The sequence below is a fragment of the Onishia taeanensis genome (assembly GCF_003268885.1).
Classification (GTDB): domain Bacteria; phylum Pseudomonadota; class Gammaproteobacteria; order Pseudomonadales; family Halomonadaceae; genus Onishia; species Onishia taeanensis_A.
Map to the genome: position 1 here is coordinate 357,666 of NZ_QLSX01000003.1, position 17,754 is coordinate 375,419.

General features: G+C 63.8%; 17 protein-coding genes. 8 read left to right on the forward strand and 9 right to left on the reverse strand.

Annotated elements, in window-relative coordinates; translation table 11 throughout:
* Position 1: 1 nt before the first annotated feature.
* Both BCL93_RS06455 and BCL93_RS06460 read right to left on the reverse strand, forming a co-directional pair.
* A complete protein-coding gene (locus tag BCL93_RS06455; protein WP_112054266.1) occupies positions 2-1,273 on the reverse strand; it encodes an ABC transporter substrate-binding protein in 1,272 nt (423 codons plus the stop codon).
* A gap of 96 nt (positions 1,274-1,369) precedes the next feature.
* Positions 1,370-2,470 carry an aminoglycoside phosphotransferase family protein gene (locus BCL93_RS06460; RefSeq protein WP_112054267.1) on the reverse strand — a complete coding sequence of 367 codons (1,101 nt, stop codon included), beginning with the start codon at positions 2,468-2,470 and terminating at the stop codon, positions 1,370-1,372.
* A 425-nt stretch (positions 2,471-2,895) separates the two neighbouring features.
* Here BCL93_RS06460 and BCL93_RS06465 point away from each other — a divergent pair, with 425 nt between their 5' ends.
* From BCL93_RS06465 to BCL93_RS06490, 6 genes are all read left to right on the forward strand, one after another.
* Positions 2,896-3,693 (forward strand): maleate cis-trans isomerase family protein, encoded by a 798-nt coding sequence (locus tag BCL93_RS06465; protein ID WP_112054268.1) that lies wholly within the window; start codon positions 2,896-2,898, stop codon positions 3,691-3,693.
* A gap of 266 nt (positions 3,694-3,959) precedes the next feature.
* Entirely contained in the window at positions 3,960-5,564 is a 1,605-nt protein-coding gene (locus BCL93_RS06470) for an NfeD family protein (protein WP_112054269.1), read from the forward strand.
* Between the two features lie 86 nt (positions 5,565-5,650).
* Complete coding sequence (locus BCL93_RS06475) at positions 5,651-6,430, forward strand: slipin family protein (protein WP_112054270.1); 780 nt, start codon at positions 5,651-5,653, stop codon at positions 6,428-6,430.
* A 560-nt stretch (positions 6,431-6,990) separates the two neighbouring features.
* On the forward strand, positions 6,991-8,481 hold the full coding sequence (locus BCL93_RS06480; protein WP_112054271.1) for a SulP family inorganic anion transporter: 1,491 nt from the start codon (positions 6,991-6,993) through the stop codon (positions 8,479-8,481).
* 91 nt (positions 8,482-8,572) lie between these two features.
* Complete coding sequence (locus tag BCL93_RS06485) at positions 8,573-9,427, forward strand: universal stress protein (protein WP_092522021.1); 855 nt, start codon at positions 8,573-8,575, stop codon at positions 9,425-9,427.
* 165 nt (positions 9,428-9,592) lie between these two features.
* Positions 9,593-10,792, forward strand: a complete 1,200-nt coding sequence (locus BCL93_RS06490; RefSeq protein WP_112054273.1) for an MFS transporter — start codon at positions 9,593-9,595, stop codon at positions 10,790-10,792.
* Here the strand turns inward: BCL93_RS06490 and BCL93_RS06495 are convergent.
* From BCL93_RS06495 to BCL93_RS06515, 5 genes are all read right to left on the reverse strand, one after another.
* On the reverse strand, positions 10,789-11,280 hold the full coding sequence (locus BCL93_RS06495) for a DoxX family protein (protein WP_112054275.1): 492 nt from the start codon (positions 11,278-11,280) through the stop codon (positions 10,789-10,791). The genes BCL93_RS06490 and BCL93_RS06495 overlap by 4 nt on opposite strands.
* Positions 11,277-12,059, reverse strand: coding sequence for a DNA-binding domain-containing protein (locus BCL93_RS06500; protein WP_112054277.1), 783 nt, complete (start codon positions 12,057-12,059; stop codon positions 11,277-11,279). Before BCL93_RS06500 ends, BCL93_RS06495 begins: the two co-directional genes overlap by 4 nt.
* A 176-nt stretch (positions 12,060-12,235) precedes the next feature.
* Positions 12,236-13,090, reverse strand: coding sequence for a DUF692 domain-containing protein (locus tag BCL93_RS06505; protein ID WP_258396026.1), 855 nt, complete (start codon positions 13,088-13,090; stop codon positions 12,236-12,238).
* A 49-nt stretch (positions 13,091-13,139) separates the two neighbouring features.
* The gene (locus BCL93_RS06510; RefSeq protein ID WP_112054281.1) at positions 13,140-13,421 is read right to left on the reverse strand and encodes a DUF2282 domain-containing protein; all 282 of its coding nucleotides are present in this window, start codon (positions 13,419-13,421) and stop codon (positions 13,140-13,142) included.
* Positions 13,418-13,813 carry a hypothetical protein gene (locus tag BCL93_RS06515; protein WP_112054283.1) on the reverse strand — a complete coding sequence of 132 codons (396 nt, stop codon included), beginning with the start codon at positions 13,811-13,813 and terminating at the stop codon, positions 13,418-13,420. Before BCL93_RS06515 ends, BCL93_RS06510 begins: the two co-directional genes overlap by 4 nt.
* 66 nt (positions 13,814-13,879) lie before the next feature.
* Between BCL93_RS06515 and BCL93_RS06520 the strand changes: the two genes are divergently transcribed.
* Complete coding sequence (locus BCL93_RS06520; RefSeq protein WP_112054284.1) at positions 13,880-14,239, forward strand: RidA family protein; 360 nt, start codon at positions 13,880-13,882, stop codon at positions 14,237-14,239.
* On the opposite strand, the gene BCL93_RS06525 is transcribed toward BCL93_RS06520, so the two are convergent.
* Positions 14,229-14,984, reverse strand: coding sequence for a LolA family protein (locus BCL93_RS06525; RefSeq protein WP_112054286.1), 756 nt, complete (start codon positions 14,982-14,984; stop codon positions 14,229-14,231). The genes BCL93_RS06520 and BCL93_RS06525 overlap by 11 nt on opposite strands.
* Positions 14,985-15,111: 127 nt before the next feature.
* A complete protein-coding gene (locus tag BCL93_RS06530) occupies positions 15,112-15,978 on the reverse strand; it encodes a MurR/RpiR family transcriptional regulator (protein ID WP_112054288.1) in 867 nt (288 codons plus the stop codon).
* A 268-nt stretch (positions 15,979-16,246) separates the two neighbouring features.
* On the opposite strand from BCL93_RS06530, the gene zwf reads away from it, so the two are divergent.
* Complete coding sequence (gene zwf / locus BCL93_RS06535) at positions 16,247-17,740, forward strand: glucose-6-phosphate dehydrogenase (protein ID WP_112054290.1); 1,494 nt, start codon at positions 16,247-16,249, stop codon at positions 17,738-17,740.
* The last annotated feature ends 14 nt before the right edge of the window (positions 17,741-17,754 follow it).

A 17,754-nucleotide genomic window follows, 5' to 3' on the forward strand; every position in this document is an offset into this window, starting at 1 on the left:
GTCACTGGCTGCCGTAACGCTCGAGCCAGGCCGCCTCGAGGCGTTCCATCCAGCTCGGGTGCGGCTCGGGAAGCGTCTTCGACAAGGCGCCGGCGGGCAGGGCGGCCGGGTTGTCACTGTCGTCGATGAAGGTCGCGCGCACCTCGTCGCTCACTGCGTCCATATCGAGTACCGTGCGATCGCCCCACACGGCCGGGTCCTGCTTGTGTGCCTGGGCTTCCGGCGAGAGCAGGAAGTTGGCGGTCACCAGGGCGCCGGCCTTATGGCTTGCATTGAAGGGAATGGCGACGAAGTGCACATTGCCCAGGGTGCCAGCGTCGAGCACGTAGCTGCGGGTGGTGGGCGGCAGCTGGAAGTCGGCCACGGCCGCGGCCGGCTCGGAGGGGATGAAGGTAAAGGCCAGGCTCAGCTCGCCGTCGCCCATCAGGCGCTTCATTTCGGGGCCGCTGGTCGGGAAGTTGCGTCCCTCGCGCCACAGATAGGGGTGCAGAGCGTCGAGATAGTCCCACAGCGGGGCAGTGACGGTGGCGAAGTCGCTCTCCTCTACCGGCTGATAGAGCGGCGCGGTGTCCGGGGTCAGCTCGATCAGGGCTTGTTTGAGGAAGGTGCTGCCGGTGAAGTCGGGCACCAGGGGATAGGTGAAGCGACCCGGGTGGGCGCGTGCCCAGTCGAGCAGTTCTGCCATGGAGCTCGGCGGGGTCTCGACGCGGGCGCTGTCGTAGTAGAAGGTCAACTGCGCCTTGCCCCAGGGCGCCTCGAAGCCTTCGGTGGGCACCGTGAAGTCGACGCGCACTTCCGGGTTGGCATCGGCACGAGTCAGGGCGTAATGAGGCAGGGCCTCGGCGAAGGGGCCAAACAGCAGGTCGTTGTCCTTCATGGCGGCGAAATTCTCGCCGTTGATCCAGATCAGATCGATGGCACCCTCATCGAGGTTGCCTGCGGCCTTCTCCGCGATGACCCGCGAGACCGCCGTGCCGGTATCGCTGAGCTTGACGTGTACCAGTTCGATGTCGTGGCGTGCCTCGAGCTCGTCGGCGACCCAGGACAGGTAGTCGTTGGTGCGGCTATCTCCGCCCCAGGCGTTCCAGTAGACCGTCTGTCCCTGGGCGGCCTGTTCGATGGCGGTCCAGTCATCCAGCGCCAGCGCGTCGTCCTGGGCGAGGCTCGGCAAGGCGGTGGCGAGGGCAGTGGCAGATAGAGTAGCCACGGCAATCGAGCGGCCGAAATAGCCAGTGAACGAGCGCGAGCGGGCAAGGGGGGCAATCCGGTGCATGGCGAGAGTCCTTGTGTTGAACTGATACGGCGATGATCTTTTACGGTGATGAGCATTGCACAGTAAGGCGCTTGGTCAGGCGCTTGAGAAGGCGCGTCAGGCCAGGCCGCTGTCATCGGCCAGTGCCCGCCACTCATGCCGAACCCGGGCAATGACATCTGGCGACAGATAGTGCTCGACCCGGTCGGCGACATGGGCGATCAGCGCTGGATCACTGAGTTCCGATGACCAGTCTTCACCCGCAGCGCTGGCGTCTCGGGCCCTTCGCTGCTCGGCCTGCCACTTGGCGCACCAGGTCACCGACCACAGCCACATGGCGCGGCGACACTGCAACAGCTCGTCGGCGTCGATGCGGGCGCCGTGCTCGGCCATGGCGGCAGCCCAGGCACGGTGGAAAGCGCGCACCTCGCCAAGGCTCAGTTCGGCATGGCTGTGCGGGTCCCAGGTGGTCGAGGTGTAGAGGCTCGCATGGGCCAGGTCGAAGCCGGGCAGGCTGTAGCGGCATTTTTCCAGATCGACGAGCATCGCGCGGCCGTCGTCCTGGATCAGGAAGTTGCCGGGGTGGGCATCGAAGCTGATCAGCGACTGACTGGCTGGCGGTGCCCGGCGGCGCCATTGCTCAAGGTCTGCCAGATCATCAGAGAGCTGACGGCGAACCTCGGTGGTGATCTTGGCTCGATCAAGATACGCCGCCTGCTGATGAAGTTCCGTGAGCATGGCCGCCCAGGGGTCGGTCGGTGCCTGCAAGGGTATCCGCTGAGAGGCCGGTGGCAGCGGCTGTGCATGCAGGCTGGCCAGGGCCTTGGCGATCGCCGGCAGGTCCTCGGGCAGCCGGGCGTGGCGGCCGCGGATCGCCGACACCAGCAGGCCGCCTCGCGGCAAGGCGTCGCTTACGGGGAGCACGGCCTTCAGGGCCGGAGTGTGGCCGCCCTGGCTCGCCCGGGTGAAGCAGGCCGCCTGATAGGCGAGGTTGTCATCGGCGGCAAGGCGCATCTGGCTCTGCTTGGGCAGCCGCGCCACCCAGTCCTCGCCGTTCTGGCGGGAGAGCCACAGGTGGGCGTGAGCCAGGCCGGTGTCGGCCATCGGGGTCAGCGCCGTTAGCTCACCATCGAGGCCCGCCTCGATGAGCGCCTGACGCAGCGGCTGGCACAGCGAGGCGATGGCCTGTGTCGAGGCAGCGGTGTCCGTGTCGAGCATAGCGGTCTCGGGTCAGGAAAAGAAAGGGTAATGGCACTTGGTCGGCCGTCGTCGGGCAAGCTTACAATCTTTTTGTCACAGGACCTTACCCCATGCCAGCGGAGTGGATCACATAATCTTGGCGCCGTCTGAGGTGAGCCCCGGACTGGTGTTGTTCACGATGCTTGCCGGGCGATGCGGGAAGGCCCGCTGGTCGTGGATAGGTAGTGGTGGGCAGTGGTAGGTAATGTAGGTAGTGGATAGGTAGTGGATAGAAGACAGTGAGCGATCACCAGACCGCAGGACAGCGCGGTCGTCCTGCATAGAAAACCGCTGCATGAAAATCCGGCGCATGGAAATAAGCGCCGCGACGGCATGATGATCCAAGCTTGAGCCGCGTGAAGCGACTAAGGTAATGGCATCACCCCCGGTTCATGGATGTCGCCATGTCGTCTGTCTCTTCAGTGTCCTCACTACCTCACGTTGCCGTTGCAGATGATCGCGCGCTGGCCTTTCAGCGCTATAACCGACCGGAGCTTTTGCGCATCGGCCTGGTACTGCTCGATACCGACTACACCCTGGAGCGTGACTGGCATCGGCTGGTCGGTGACGACATGGAGCTGTTCTGCACTCGCATGCCCACCCACGCCGAGGTTACCCCAGCCGCCCTCAAGGCGCTCGAGGCGGGCATTACCCCGGCGGCGGCGACTCTGGTGCCGGGGCTGCCGCTGCACACCCTGGCATTTGGCTGCACCTCGGCGGGGCTGTTGATTGGCGATGTGCCGATCGCCGAGCGCCTGCATGCAGTGCGCCCGGAAGTGGCTGTTACTCATCCCTGGCTCGCCATCCGTGCCGCCCTGGAGGCCCTGGAGGCCCGACGCATCGCCGTGCTGACGCCCTATGTGCGGGAGGTCGATGACGCCTTCCTTGACGCCTTCACGGCGCTGGGAATCGAGGTCGCGGCCATCGGCGGTTTCCGTCTTGATCATGATCCGGACATTCCGGCGGTGGACCCCGCCTGCCTGGGCGATGCCCTGGCGACGCTGCTCGACGGCGCGGGGCCAGTAGATGCGGTGGTTCTGCCCTGTACCAACCTGCGCGCGCTGGATGTGCTCGACGAACTCGAGCAGCGCTTCGGCGTGCCCTGCGTCTCAAGCAATCAAGCGCTCTATTGGCATGCTCGATGGATCGCCGGCCGGCCTACCTGCCAGGCGGGTTTCGGCCGGCTTTTGGCTGGAGTTTGAAAGTAGGGATATGGAAGTAGGGATCTGAAAGCAGGGTTATGAAAGTAGATGAAGGCGAGGCTATGAGGATGAGTCTATGCAAGAGAGAGGCATGAGGACGGCGGGCATCGCGCGGCTCTGAGCCTGACTATTCGGCCCGGGTCGGGGTTATCTTGACTATGTTGTAAGGGGGCTAGCCGGATGTGCGGTACAGGCAGACGGTGAAGGAAGCCTTCGCCTGGACCGGAGCCGCTGGATGCCAGGGAGCAGGGAAGGGGGCAGGTGTCATGCAGGTCATTACATCCCATCGCATACGACGCCGTTGGCTGTGGCCGAGCCTCACGGCTCTGCTGCTCGGGGCGATGCTTGCCTGGCTGGGGCCGGTTCTTGCCCAGCAGGATGTGCGTGATCGTCTGGGCCTGGTGATGACCCTGGATGGCGCCGTTGGTCCCGCCACCGCCGACTACTTCATTCGTGGCCTGCACCGGGCCCGGGATGCTCAGGCGGAGCTCGCGATTCTTATCCTGGATACGCCCGGTGGGCTCGATGCTTCGATGCGCGACATGATCAGCGAGATGCTCGCCTCACCGGTCCCGGTGGTGGTCTATGTCGCACCCGACGGCGCGCGAGCGGCCAGTGCCGGCACTTATCTCTTGTATGCCAGCCATGTGGCGGCCATGGCGCCCTCGACGCATCTGGGGTCGGCCACTCCGGTGAGTATGGGCGGTGGCGGTCTGCCCGGCCTTGGCGACGAGGCCCCCGCGACCGGTGAGGAAGATGCAGGGAATGCGGCGCCGGACAAGACCAAGGGTGGCGAGGCCGCGACGAGCGCCGGTGCGTCGGGCGGTGCCGGCGCTGCCAAGAGTGCCGATACTCAGGTTTTAGACGCCCGGGCTTCAGACTCTCAGGCCTCAGGCTCTCAGGGCTCAGGCTCTCAGGGCTCAGGCTCTCAGCCGGCAGAGGACTCCGCCGCCGACGCCCCGAAACGACGGGGCACCACCGCCATGGAACGCAAGGTGCTCGAGGATGCGGTGGCCTATATCCGCAGCCTCGCCGCGCGACACGGGCGCAACGCCGACTGGGCCGAACTCGCCGTGCGCGAGGCTCGCACCCTGACCTCCCAAGAGGCTCTCGAGCAGGGCGTGATCGATGTGCTGGCCCGCGACCTCGACGACCTGCTGGTGCAGATCGATGGTCGGACCGTGGTCATGGCCAACGGCGAGCGGGTGCTGGACAGCGCCGGCCTGACCCTCGAGCGCTTTGATCCGGACTGGCGTACCGAGCTCTTGTCGGTAATCAGCGACCCCAACGTTGCCTACTTCCTGATGATCATCGGCTTCTACGGGCTGATCTTCGAACTCGCCAACCCTGGCAGCCTGGTGCCAGGCACCATCGGCGTGATCTCGCTGTTGCTGGCGCTGTTCGCCTTTCAGGTGCTGCCGGTCAACTTTGCTGGCCTGGCGCTGATCCTGGTTGGTCTGGGGCTGATCGCCGGGGAGGCGCTGATACCCAGCTTCGGCATTCTCGGCATCGGCGGCATCGTGGCCTTCGTGATTGGCTCGGTGATTCTGATGGATGCCGAGAACCTGAGTGTTTCGCTGCCGCTGATCGGCGGTGTGGCAGGGCTCGCCGCGGCCCTTTTGCTGTGGATGATGATCCATTTCATGCGCCTGCGCCGGCGCCCTGCGCGGACCGGAAGGGAAGAGATGTTGGGCGCCGAGGCCAGCGCGCTGGAGGACTTCGATGGCGACGGTCATGTGTGGCTGCATAACGAACGCTGGCGGGCTCATGCATGCGAGCCGGTGCGTAAGGGGCAATCGCTCAGGGTGGTGCGCCTTGACGGCCTGACCGTTGAGGTCGAGCCGATCAAGGAATCATCACCCGAGACCTAGGTGTCGTCTGAAGGAGCGTCGAGCCTAGGCATTCATCAGATGGAGCCGAGCCATTGGGGCCGGTTTCATCCAAGGAGGTGTGAGCCATGTGGATTTCTTATCTAGTACCGGTGGTGCTGCTGATCATGCTGCTGGCGGCATCGATTCGCATCCTGCCGGAATACAAGCGTGGTGTGGTGTTCTTCCTGGGGCGCTTCCAACGGGTCATGGGGCCGGGGCTTTTATTCATTATCCCCGCCGTCCAGCGGATGCAGGTGGTCGATCTTCGGGTGATCACCATGGATGTGCCGGAGCAGGATGTGATTTCTCAGGACAACGTCACCGTCAGGGTCAATGCGGTGCTGTACTTCCGGGTAGTCGATCCGGAGAAGGCCATCATCCAGGTCGAGCACTATGTCAATGCCACCAGCCAGCTGGCCCAGACCACCCTACGCTCGGTGCTTGGCAAGCACGAACTCGACGAAATGCTTTCCGAGCGCGACAAGCTCAATAAGGACATTCAGGAGATAATCGACAGCTCCGCCGAGGGGTGGGGCATCAAGGTCGCCAACGTCGAGATCAAGCACGTGGATCTCGACGAGAGCATGATCCGCGCCATCGCCCGCCAGGCTGAGGCGGAGCGCGAACGGCGCGCCAAGGTCATTCATGCCGAGGGCGAACTGCAGGCCTCGAAGAAACTGGTCGAAGCCGCCAATGTGATGTCTGAAAACTCGGCAGCGTTGCAACTGCGCTACCTGCAGACCATGAGCGACATGAGCAACAAGAATGCCTCGACCATCTTCTTCCCGCTGCCCATGGATGTCATGCAGGCCTTCCGGGACATGGGTGAGTACCGGAAGCCCCCGGCACCGCCCCGGTCCGACTAAACAAGCGAGGTCGGCAGTCAGTGAGTGGCGGGCAAAATTTTGAGCAAGTGTTGAGTAGGTATTGAGTAAGTGTTGAGTCAACCGTGAGCTAAGCGGCCGGTGTGGCGAGCCCCCCGGCTGTCACGTTAGCCCAGGTCGTCACCTCTCCCAGGGGTGCAGGTCGCGCAGTCAGCTGGTAGAATCCGCCGCTTGTCAAAAGACGTTGATAACACCAAGGTCGAGGGTCGCCGAGACGGTCCTTGCCTGCGAGTGACGGGATGATTCACTGTGACAGCAGATACGATAGTTACTACTTGGCATAGCCTGCCAGTCACTGGCAGCACCCCGCCCTAGCGTTCCCTTTCCCATCCTGTCGCTGTCTTCATGGCAGCGTCATCGCTTGGCGTCATCCTGACGCCAACCGTGCTGATTAGCGACACGCTTCGCCGCGTCTCCGGTCTGCCCTTGCTGGCAGGCCGAGTTTAGCGTCGCGCTTCAGGCGGCTCCCATATCTCGACGTCATCGCGCGCCACGCGCTCCGCGCCTTCGGGCATGACATGGACCCACGACTGGACCGCAGAATGATCCGATCAATCAAGCAAGACTGGTTTTCCAACATCAAAGGCGATTCGCTATCAGGAATCGTGGTGGCGCTGGCGCTGATTCCGGAGGCCATCGCCTTCTCGATCATCGCCGGCGTCGACCCCAAGGTCGGCCTCTACGCCTCCTTCTGTATTGCCGTGATCATCGCCTTCACCGGCGGTCGGCCGGGCATGATCTCGGCGGCGACCGGCGCCATGGCGCTGCTGATGGTGACGCTGGTCAAGGAGCATGGCCTTGAGTACCTGCTGGCGGCGACCCTGCTGACCGGGGTGCTGCAGATCGTGGCCGGCTATTTACGGCTCGCCGATCTGATGCGCTTCGTGTCGCGTTCGGTGGTCACCGGCTTCGTCAACGCCCTGGCGATCCTGATCTTCATGGCGCAGCTGCCTGAGCTCACCGACGTGACCTGGCATGTCTACGCCATGACGGCCGCGGGGCTCGGCATTATCTACCTGTTCCCGCTGATCCCGATGATCGGCAAGACCCTGCCGTCCCCGCTGGTGTGCATCCTGGTGCTGACCGTGGTGTATATGGTCTCGGGCATGGATATTCGCACCGTCGGTGACATGGGGGATCTGCCGGATACCCTGCCGGTGTTCCTGTGGCCGGACGTTCCGCTGAACCTCGAGACGCTCTGGATCATCCTGCCCTACTCGGTGATGCTGACCGTGGTGGGTCTGCTCGAGTCGATGATGACCGCCACTATCGTCGATGACCTGACCGATACGCCTTCCAACAAGAACCGCGAGTGCAAGGGCCAGGGTATCGCCAACATCGGTGCCGGCCTGCTCGGCGGCATGGCGGGCTGCGCGATGATCGGTCAGTCGGTGATCAACATCAAATCCGGCGGGCGTGGGCGCCTGTCGACGCTGGTGGCCGGCGTGGTGCTGTTGATGATGGTGGTCTTCCTGGCCGACTGGGTCTCCCAGATTCCCATGGCGGCGCTGGTGGCCGTGATGATCATGGTCTCCATCGGTACCTTCAGCTGGACCTCGATCCGTGATCTGAAGAAGCATCCGCTGAGCACCAATATCGTGATGCTGACGACCGTGGTGGTGACCGTCAGCACTCATAACCTGGCGATGGGGGTCTTCGTCGGTGTGCTGCTGGCCTCGCTGTTCTTCGCCAACAAGGTCGGCAACATTCTCTACATCGGCTCCGAGGCCACCGAAGACGGCCGCGGCCGTCGTTATCAGGTCGTCGGGCAGGTGTTCTTCGCCTCCGGCGAGCGCTTCATGGACGCCTTCGACTTCAAGGAAAGCGTCGAGCGCGTGGTGATCGATCTATCTCGGGCACACTTCTGGGATATCACCGCCGTCGAGGCGCTGGACAAGGCGGTGCTCAAGTTCCGCCGTGAAGGCACCGAGGTCGAGGTGATCGGCCTCAATGAAGCCAGCGCGACCATCGTCGACCGCTTCGCGGTCCACGACAAGCCGGACGCCGTCGACAAGCTGATGGGCGGCCACTGAGCCGCGAAGTGCGCCGGTCCTATTCAGCGCCGGCGCATTGCGGTAGAAAGGCGATAAGCCAGACGCCACACACCTGCCAAGGACCTGCACCATGACCGATCAAGTGATGGCAGCCATCGACGGCTCTCACTTCTCCACTGGCGTATGCGATTACGCCGCCTGGGCGAGCCTTGCCATGGCTGCGCCGCTGACTTTTCTGCATGTGGTCGACAATCACCCGCAGGTGGCGGAAGCCAACCTGACCGGCAATATTGGCCTGGGCTCTCGGGAGCACTTGCTCGAGGAACTGACGAGCCTGGATGAACAGCGTGCGCGGCTGGCCCAGGAGCACGGCCGTGTGACACTCGAGGCCGCCAAGGCCCGCGCCGTCGAAGACGGTGTGACGGAGCCTTCCTCACGCCAGCGCAATGGCGAGCTGGTCGAGACCCTGACCGAGCTCGAAAACGACATCCGCCTGCTGGTGATTGGCAAGCGCGGCGAAGCCGCCCATCAGGCGCCCGAGCACCTGGGGTCCAACCTCGAGCGGGTGGTGCGCAGCCTGCATCGCCCGATTCTGATGGTGCCCGATGAGTTTCGTGCCCCCAAGCGCGTGATGATTGCCTTCGATGGCAGCAAGACCACCCGCAAGGGCGTTGAAATGATCGCCCAGAGCCCGTTGTTCAAGGGCATCGACTGTCACGTGGTGATGGTTGGAGCAGAGGTGGCCGATGTGCGCTCGCAGCTCGACTGGGCCTTGAAGACTCTCTCGGATGCTGGCTTCGAAGCCCACGGCGAGATTCGCGCCGGTGAGGTGGAAGCGAGCCTGCGCGGCTACGCCGAAGAGCATGACATCGACATGCTGGTGATGGGCGCCTATGGCCACTCGCGGGTGCGCCACCTGCTGGTGGGTAGCACGACTACCACCATGCTGCGCCGGGCCAGCCTGCCGGTGCTGCTCTTGAGATAAGCTGATAGATAGCCCTTGGAGATAAGGATTTCCAGATGGGCTCTGCAGCCGAGATCGGCGCAGAGCTCAGGATGCGTGGTGGTCAGGCTAGTGGCTTGGCCCCGACAGGATCTGGCCCCGCCCCGGCGGGGCCATTCACGTTCTGAGTCGCTAACCGGAGGCCGCATGAGCTACCGCACCCTTCTGAGGGACCATCGGGGACTGCTCGGCATCGCCTTTTTGGCCATGTTCTCGTCGAGCCTGGGGCAGAGCTTCTTCATTGGCCTCTTTCAGGTTCCCATCAGCGAACGTCTGGGACTGTCCACCGGTGAATTCGGCACTGCCTATTCCCTGGTCACCCTGGCCAGCGGCTTCGCTATGCTGCGTTTCGGCCCCAGTATCGACTGGGTGGCGCCACGTCGCTTCGCCCTGACCATCCTGGCGGCACTTCTCACCGGCATCCTGCTGCTTACGCTGTCGCCCTGGTGGCTGGTCGGCCTGCTGGGGCTGGGTCTGGTGCGCCTGTGCGGCCAGGGCATGATGAGCCACCTGGGCAATACGCTGGCGGGACGCGAGTTCACCGCACTGCGCGGTCGGGCCTTGGGGCTTGTCGGCCTGGGGCTGATGCTTGGCGAGACGCTGCTGCCCCCCATGGTGGCGGCTCTGCTGGTGTGGTTCGGCTGGCGCGAGCTGTGGTGGAGCCTGGGCGCGGTGATCGCCCTGGCGTGGATGCTGATGCTGATAGGTGCCCCCTGGCCGCCGTCGCCGCGCTCGCGGCGAGACCAGCAGGCGATCGATGATGGCCCGCGTCCCTTCCGCGAGGCGCGCTTCTGGCGACTCCTGCCGTTGCTGATGGTCCTGCCGGTCACCATGACGGGGCTGTTCATCTACCAAGCGCAACTCACCGAGGCCATGGACAGTTCGCTGGCCATCTATTCCCTGGCCCTGACCGGCATGGGGCTCGCCAAGCTGCCCGGGGCCCTGCTCGGCGGTCACTGGGTCGACCGGCTGGGCCCGGTGCGCCTGGCGCGCCTCTATCTGCTGCCCTTCGCCCTGGCCCTGCTGCTGGCCATCACCTTGGGCGGTCACCTGGCGGTGTTAGCCCTGATGACGGGGGGAGGGCTGGCGATGGGGGCACAGGAGTCCATTGCCACTAGCTTGCTGGTGCGCCTGTGGGGCGCCGAGCACTTGGGTGCGGTCCGCGCGACCCTCAGCGCAGCCATGGTGTTCTCCACCGGTATCGCTCCGGCGATACTGGGAATGGCGCTTGACCTGGGCGCCTCCTTCTCCCTGGTGCTGGTGGGCATGCTGGCGTTGCTGGTCGGCAGCTGGCTGCTGGCGCAGCCGGTGTTGGGCAGCCCTGAGGCCCGGGGCGCCGGTTGTTAGGCAGAGGGGGGGACGTCACCGCGAGTGAGTCGTGAGCGTTGCAGCCAGACGGACAGCAGCTGGTCCAGCGATAGTCGTCCGGGGCCGCGCAGCAGCAGGGTCAGTAGCCCGCCGGCCCAGAGCCCATGGGTCACCCAGGCATCGGGATAGACGAAGGTCTGGATCGCCAGCGTCATGACGAGCAGCCCCATGGCGGCCAGTCGCGTGGCCAGTCCCGTCCAAAGCAGCAGCGACAGGCTGAACTCGGTGAGCGTGGCCAGATAGGCCGCAAGCACCGGCGGCACTAGCGGTAGGGCATACTCGTGCTCGAACAGGAAGAAGGTGCTCTCGCTGATCGAGAGCCCCTCCACCTTGGTCAGCGCCGAGAGGAAGAAGACGCTGCCCAGAATGCCTCGCAGCAGAAGCGCCACCGGGTCGAAGGGCAAGCGGTCCAGGCCTGGCGTCAGGCGTTGGTAATAGAGTTCCAGAGGAAACAGCAGCTTCTTCATGGGGCCTTCTCCTCGGTAGTGGTGAGTGGCCGGCGCGAGGTGACTCGACTTAGCGCTCCCTGGCCGAGCAAGCTGCCGAGGGCGTCGGCGGCTCCGGCCTCGCCATGGGCCTCGGCAATTACCGTCAGTGCCTCGCCGAGGTTTGTCTTGCCCGTCAGGGCCCGATAGAGCCCGCGCATCGCCGGGGTGGCATGGATCGGTCTGATCTGGTGTCCCTGGCGCACTACCAACCAGTCGCCGGGCCCGCCCTCACCGATCCGCGTAGCGGTCTCGCCTCGCTCGAGAGCATGCCAGAGGGGCTCGATGTCATGGCGGCAACCGACCAGGCGGGTCGCGGCCCTTGGTGCGAGGACCAGGCCCTCCGGGTCTGGGTGACCGGCCAGTTCCTCGGCTGTGACGGGTGACTCCTCGCGGGCATGGCTGACGTCCAGGCGTGCCCGTTCGAGGCGACAGATATCGCCGACATAGGGGTAGTCGGTTACTGGGGGCAGGCGCTCCAGAAAGTCGGCGAAGCCCTGGCCATAGTGCATCAGGCGCGGATCGGTAGGGGGGTGTTCGCCCGCATAGTCGCCGGCCGCGGCGGCAAAGTAGCGCGCGCCGAGCAGGGTTCGGGTATGGGGAAAGGCCGTGGCGAGGGCTTCGATCAGGCTCTGGCGGATGTTGTTGCGGTAGACATTGAGGCCGTCGACCCGGCCGAGGTCGGTGTCCGTCTCGGTCTCGGTCTCGGGCCGGCGCATGGCGGTGATGAAGCGCCTTTGCCACTCGGCGAGAGTCTCCATGGGGGCCTCCTGGCCGTCCAGGCTATGCCTGATAAGTGCCTTCGATCGGCAATCCTGCGTTAACAATCAGGCGAAGAGCCGTCGTTTACGGCTTGTATACGTGCGTCTTGTAAAGGCCGCTTTTGCCACTGATTGTTGCCTTGTCCAGCCTCTGCTCGTCGAATCTCCGCCACAGCCTAGTCGTCGACGGCAGCGCAGGTCGTCTCGCCTCGATAGGCCCTGGCCCGCTCGACCTCTTCTAGCCAGCGAGACAGGGAGGGGACACGGGTATCCCACTCGATCAGGGTAGGCACATCCGGCTGCTGGCGGGCGAGCTGGGCGTAGAGGGACCACACGGCCTCGCATACCGGCCCGCCGTGATCATCGATTCGTAGCGGTGGGTCCACGGCCATGTCGAGGCTGTGGCCGGCCAGGTGAAATTCGCCAATGGCCCCCAACGGCAAGCCGGCCAGGTAGTCGTCGAGGTCGCGGCCGAGGTTGAAGGCGCTTATAAAGGCGTTGTTGATGTCGAGCAGCAGTCCGCAATCGGTGCGCTCCACCAGCGCGGCGAGGAACGCCGCCTCGTCGATGGTGTTAGCGTCCAGACCGATGTAGAGGCTGGGGTTTTCAATCAACAGGCGGCGGCCCAAGGCCTGCTGCACGATGTCGATGTTGCGTGCCACCAGCGACAGGCTCTCCTCGGTGAGCGGGACCGGTAGTAGGTCGTTGTAGTAGTCGCTGTCCAGTCGGCTCCATGCCAGGTGCTCGGAGACCAGTGTCGGGGTAAGTTCCCCCACTAGGCGAGCAAGCCGGCGCAGGTGGGCGGCATCAGGGCGTTCGGCACCGCCCAGCGACATTCCCACGCCGTGTACCGAGAGAGGGTAGCGTGCGGCGATGGCGTGAAGCCGTTCGCGCTCTGGCCCCCCGGGTCCCATGTAATTCTCGGCGTGGAGTTCCAGGAAGTCTACCGGCCGGTTAGCCGTGAGCAGCGTCTCAGCATGCTGGTGCTTGAGGCCGATGCCCAAGGCACCGCGAGCAAGAGAAAGAGGCATGGTGATCTCCTCGACGGGGCGGCCCGCCGGCCGGCGGGCCGGGAAAGCCTCAGGGACGATCGATCTCCGTCAGACTGCCGTTGCCGTGGGGCGTCTCGATGCTGGTGCAGGTGCCTTCCGGAACCAGTTTCCAGGCATTGCCCTGATAATCCACGGTGGATGTGCCGGCGCAAGTGGTGCCCGGTCCCGCCTTACAGTCGTTTTGGCCGGCCAGGGCGACGCCATAACACTTCTCCATCGCCTCGCCATCCGCAGCCTGAGCGGTGGCCATGGCGCTGGCCTGTGCCAGGGCGGTAGTGAGGACGGCGGCCATCATGGTGGAACGCTTCATGGTGTTTCTCCTGTTGTTGGCTGGGCTGCGATACCGACGTGCATCGTGTCGATGCGTCGATATCTCTTAATGAGTCGAACGGCGTCGCGAATGCTTACAGGCGTCGCGAAAAATTCGTCATCCCCGATGGGAGAGTCCATGAACCATCCCACGGTGAGGAGGTTGTCGCGCATGAGTGCCCTCAAGGGCCAGGGCAAGACCAAGAAAGAGTGTCGTACCCTGTCTCTGACGCGCGTCGCTGCGCCCTTGGCGCGGATTATAAGCATGGCGAGAAGGGAGAGGAAGAAGAGCAGAGAGAGTGTATTGCCTGTGGCGAGGAGATCGATGCCCGGCGCCTGTCGGGAGATCCTGTGGCATGGACGTGTACCGACTGCGGCGAAGAGATTGCTCATATCATCGGCTTTCCCCCCTTATGATGGGTTATCATTTTGCCCCATTTCCAGCCAGGAGACGTACCGATGACTATTGTTCGACACGATACCAAGACGCGCATGAGCCGCGCGGTGATTCATAGTGGGGTGGCCTATCTGTGTGGTCAGGTGGCCGGCCCCGAAGCACGTCACGGCGATATCGCCGAGCAGACCCGCAGCATGCTAGAGCGTGTCGAAGCGCTGCTCGAGGAAGTTGGTTCCAACCGCGAGCACCTGCTCTCGGCGACCATTTATCTCAAGGAAGGCCACGATTTTGCCGCCATGAACGAGGTCTGGGACGCCTGGGTGCCCGAAGGGCATGCCCCGGCGCGGACCTGCATCACCGCACCGATGCCAGCCGATGAGCTCAAGGTCGAGATCACCGTTACCTGCGCCATCAAGGGCTGAGCGACATCCCACCCTTCCGGGGAGCGTCTTCTTCGCTCCCCGCCTTGTCCTCCTGCTCCATTGCCGAACCGGTCGCGGTATCCTCCAGGGGTTCCGAGGCGGGCGTTTGCCCCGTTGCCAGGGGCTCGTCGGTTAGCCAGTTCACCAGCCAGGGCACCAGGCTTTCGTTGACCACTTCCTTGGCATCAGTCAGCCGAATGGTGAGGGTGTCGCCGCTGGTGATGGCCATGTCCAGGCGCTCGATTCGCTCGCCGCCAGAAAGGGTCAGGGTTGTCAGCGGCAGCTCCAGGCCCAAAGCCCTAGGGTGAAGCGATACTTGCCATGCGTCGCTGTCACCGGAAAGGTCGAGCCGGTAGTCCTCATCGAGCGCTGAAAAGTGCCCGCCGATTAGATCGACCATGTGGCGCTGAAAGGTCTCGCGCTCGGGTAACAGTGCCTCGATGTCGGTTTCTACGTCGTTTGCGTCGGCAGTTGGCCCATAAGCCACCTGGCCCGGCGTGAAGCTCAGTACCTGACGACTGGGCGACTCGAAGAGCCAGATCAGCTGTCGGTCACGCTGATACAGGAAGCGGCCTTGGCTGTGCAGGCGGACTTCTCGTTCGGCCAGCCAGTGGAGTTGGCGAAAGTGGCCTTGCATCCGCTCGGGAGTGGCCAGACGTTTCTCCAGTTCATCGAGATCGAAGGCATGAGCCGGCAGGCTTGCAAGCACCAGAGGCAGCAGCAGGGCGAGCACTCTGGCGTTCATGATCTCTTCCGGGGCGCGGCGTAGTTCATCGGGCGTTCTCTTGCGTCTGTATGCGGGAGGGCCGTCAGTGTAACGCAGCACGTGACCGACAGCCGCCCTCGGCTACTGCAGGCGTTCCGTGCAGCCCTCAGGATGCATCCGAATCGGTCGGGAAGCGGGTCGGCTGCAGGCTTTCCTTGATCTTCTTCAGGTGGTCGAGGAAATCCTCGCCGCGGCGCAGGGTCACGCCGGTGGCCAGCACGTCGATCAGTGCCAGGTGGATCATGCGCGAGGTCATCGGCATGTAGACATCGGTATCTTCTGGCGTCGTGACCTCAAGGGTCTCGGTGCATTCCCTGGCCAGCGGCGAGTCAGGGGCGGTGATACCCAGCACCACGGCGCTGTTGTCACGGGCCAGCCGGGCGATCTCGACCAGCTCTCGGGTACGTCCGGTATAGGAGATGATCACCACCACGTCGCCGGTATGGCAGGAGGCGGCGACCATGCGCTGCATCAGCACGTCCTCGTAGGCCATCACCGGCAGGTTGAAGCGAAAGAACTTGTGCTGGGCATCCTGGGCCACCGGCCCCGAGGCCCCGAGGCCGAAGAAGTGAATCTGCTTGGCCTGAATCAGGTAATCGACGGCTCGCTCGACGCGCTTGGCATCCAGCTCGCGGCGGGCCTCGTCGAGGGCGGCGATGGTGGCGCCGAAGATCTTGTCACCGTAGTGGGCGGCATCGTCGTCGCGCTCGACGTTTCGACTGACGTAGGGTGTACCACCGGCCAGACTCTGTGCCAGCTTGATCTTGAAATCCGGGTAACCCTTGGCCTCGAAGTTACGGCAGAAACGGTTGACGGTCGGTTCGCTGACCGAGGCCGCTTGTGCCAGGGTGGCGATGCTCATGCCGGTGGCAGATGCCGGGTCCTGCAGGATGACGTCGGCCACCTTGCGCTCGGAGCGATTGAGCTCGTCCAGGCGAGCGCGGATGCGGGCGATCAGATCGTGACTGGCCATGCTGAGGGAAAGTCTCCGTAGCGACGAACATGACGAGGCGGCATGATGGGCAGGCTGTGCCGCACTGGCGGAGCGATCCGCGGCGCGGTCCCCGTCATGTAGTGATTTAACTACATTATGCAGGATATGCTAGCGTGAGCGGCAGGTGTGCGCCAAATCATCGCCATTGCCATGCCGAGTAAGTGGTAAAGTTACTTATAAATATTGCTTTTTGTCGCGCGAATAACGTATTTTGTGCGTAAGTTAACCATATTTCAGGGAGCGAGGCATGACCCGCGATACCCGTTCTCAGAACACTGGCCACCTGGATGTCGACCTGGCCCTGTTCGGTGCTTTGGGCGATCTGGCCCTGCGAAAGCTGTTTCCAGCGCTTTATCAGCTTGATCGCGAAGGGCTGATGCCCGCCGATACCCGCGTGCTCGGTCTGGCGCGTCACGAGCTGGATGTCAGCGACTTTCGCGACAAGGTGGCCGAGGCCCTGAAGAAACGGGTCAAGCCCAAGGAGCAGGACGCCGAGAGTCTGGCTCGCTTCCTCGAGCGTATCGACTACGCCAAGGTCGACTTCGCCAAGCCCGACGATTATCAGGCCGTGCGCGCCTGGCGAGAGGGGTCGCCACGGCCGATGGTGGTCTATCTGTCGGTGCCGGCGAAAATCTATGGCGACATCTGCCGCAACCTCGACACCAGCGGCAGCCTCGATGACGAGTCGCGGGTGGTGGTCGAAAAGCCGATCGGCTATGACCTGATCTCGTCTCAGGAAATCAATGACGTCATCGGCGAAGTGTTCCCGGAATCGCGGATCTATCGCATCGATCACTACCTGGGCAAGGAAACCGTTCAGAACCTGATCGCGCTGCGTTTCGCCAACCCGCTGTTCGGCACCCAGTGGAACCAGAACCATATCTCCCACGTCGAAATCACCGTGGCCGAGGAAGTGGGTATCGAAGGGCGCTGGGGCTACTTCGACCAGGCAGGCCAGCTGCGCGACATGGTGCAGAACCACTTGCTGCAGCTGCTCTGCCTGACGGCCATGGATCCGCCCTCGAATCTTGACGCCGATGCTATCCGTGACGAGAAGGTCAAGGTGCTCAAGGCCCTGAAACCCTTCACCCATGAGTCACTGGACAGGGACGTGGTGCGCGGTCAGTACACCGCCGGCACCAGCGCCGGTCAGGCAGTGCCTGGCTATCTCGAGGAAGAGGGTGCCAACACCGAAAGCCATACCGAGACCTTCGTGGCCATGAAGACCGAAGTGGCCAACTGGCGCTGGGCAGGGGTGCCGTTCTATCTGCGCACCGGCAAGCGCTTGCCAGACAAGCTGTCGCAGATCGTCATTCATTTCCGCCAGCAGCCGCACTATATCTTCGACCCCGACCAGCGCAGCTTGGCAGCCAACAAACTGGTCATCCGCCTTCAGCCTGAAGAAGGCATTGCCCTGCAGGTGCTGACCAAGGATGCCGGGCTCGACAAAGGTATGCGCCTGCGCACCGGCCCGCTGCACCTGGATTTCAACAGCGCCTTCCCCAAGACGCGGATTCCCGACGCCTACGAGCGCCTGCTGCTCGAGGTGATGAAGGGCCAGCAGTACCTGTTCGTGCGTCGCGACGAGATCGAATATGCCTGGCGCTGGTGCGATCAACTGATCGCCGGCTGGGACGATCGTGGCACGCCGCCCCGCCGCTACCCGGCGGGCTCCTGGGGGCCGGTGGCCTCGATCGCCATGATCACCCAGGACGGCCGTAGCTGGTACGAAGACTATTGACCCGGTGCCCCGCG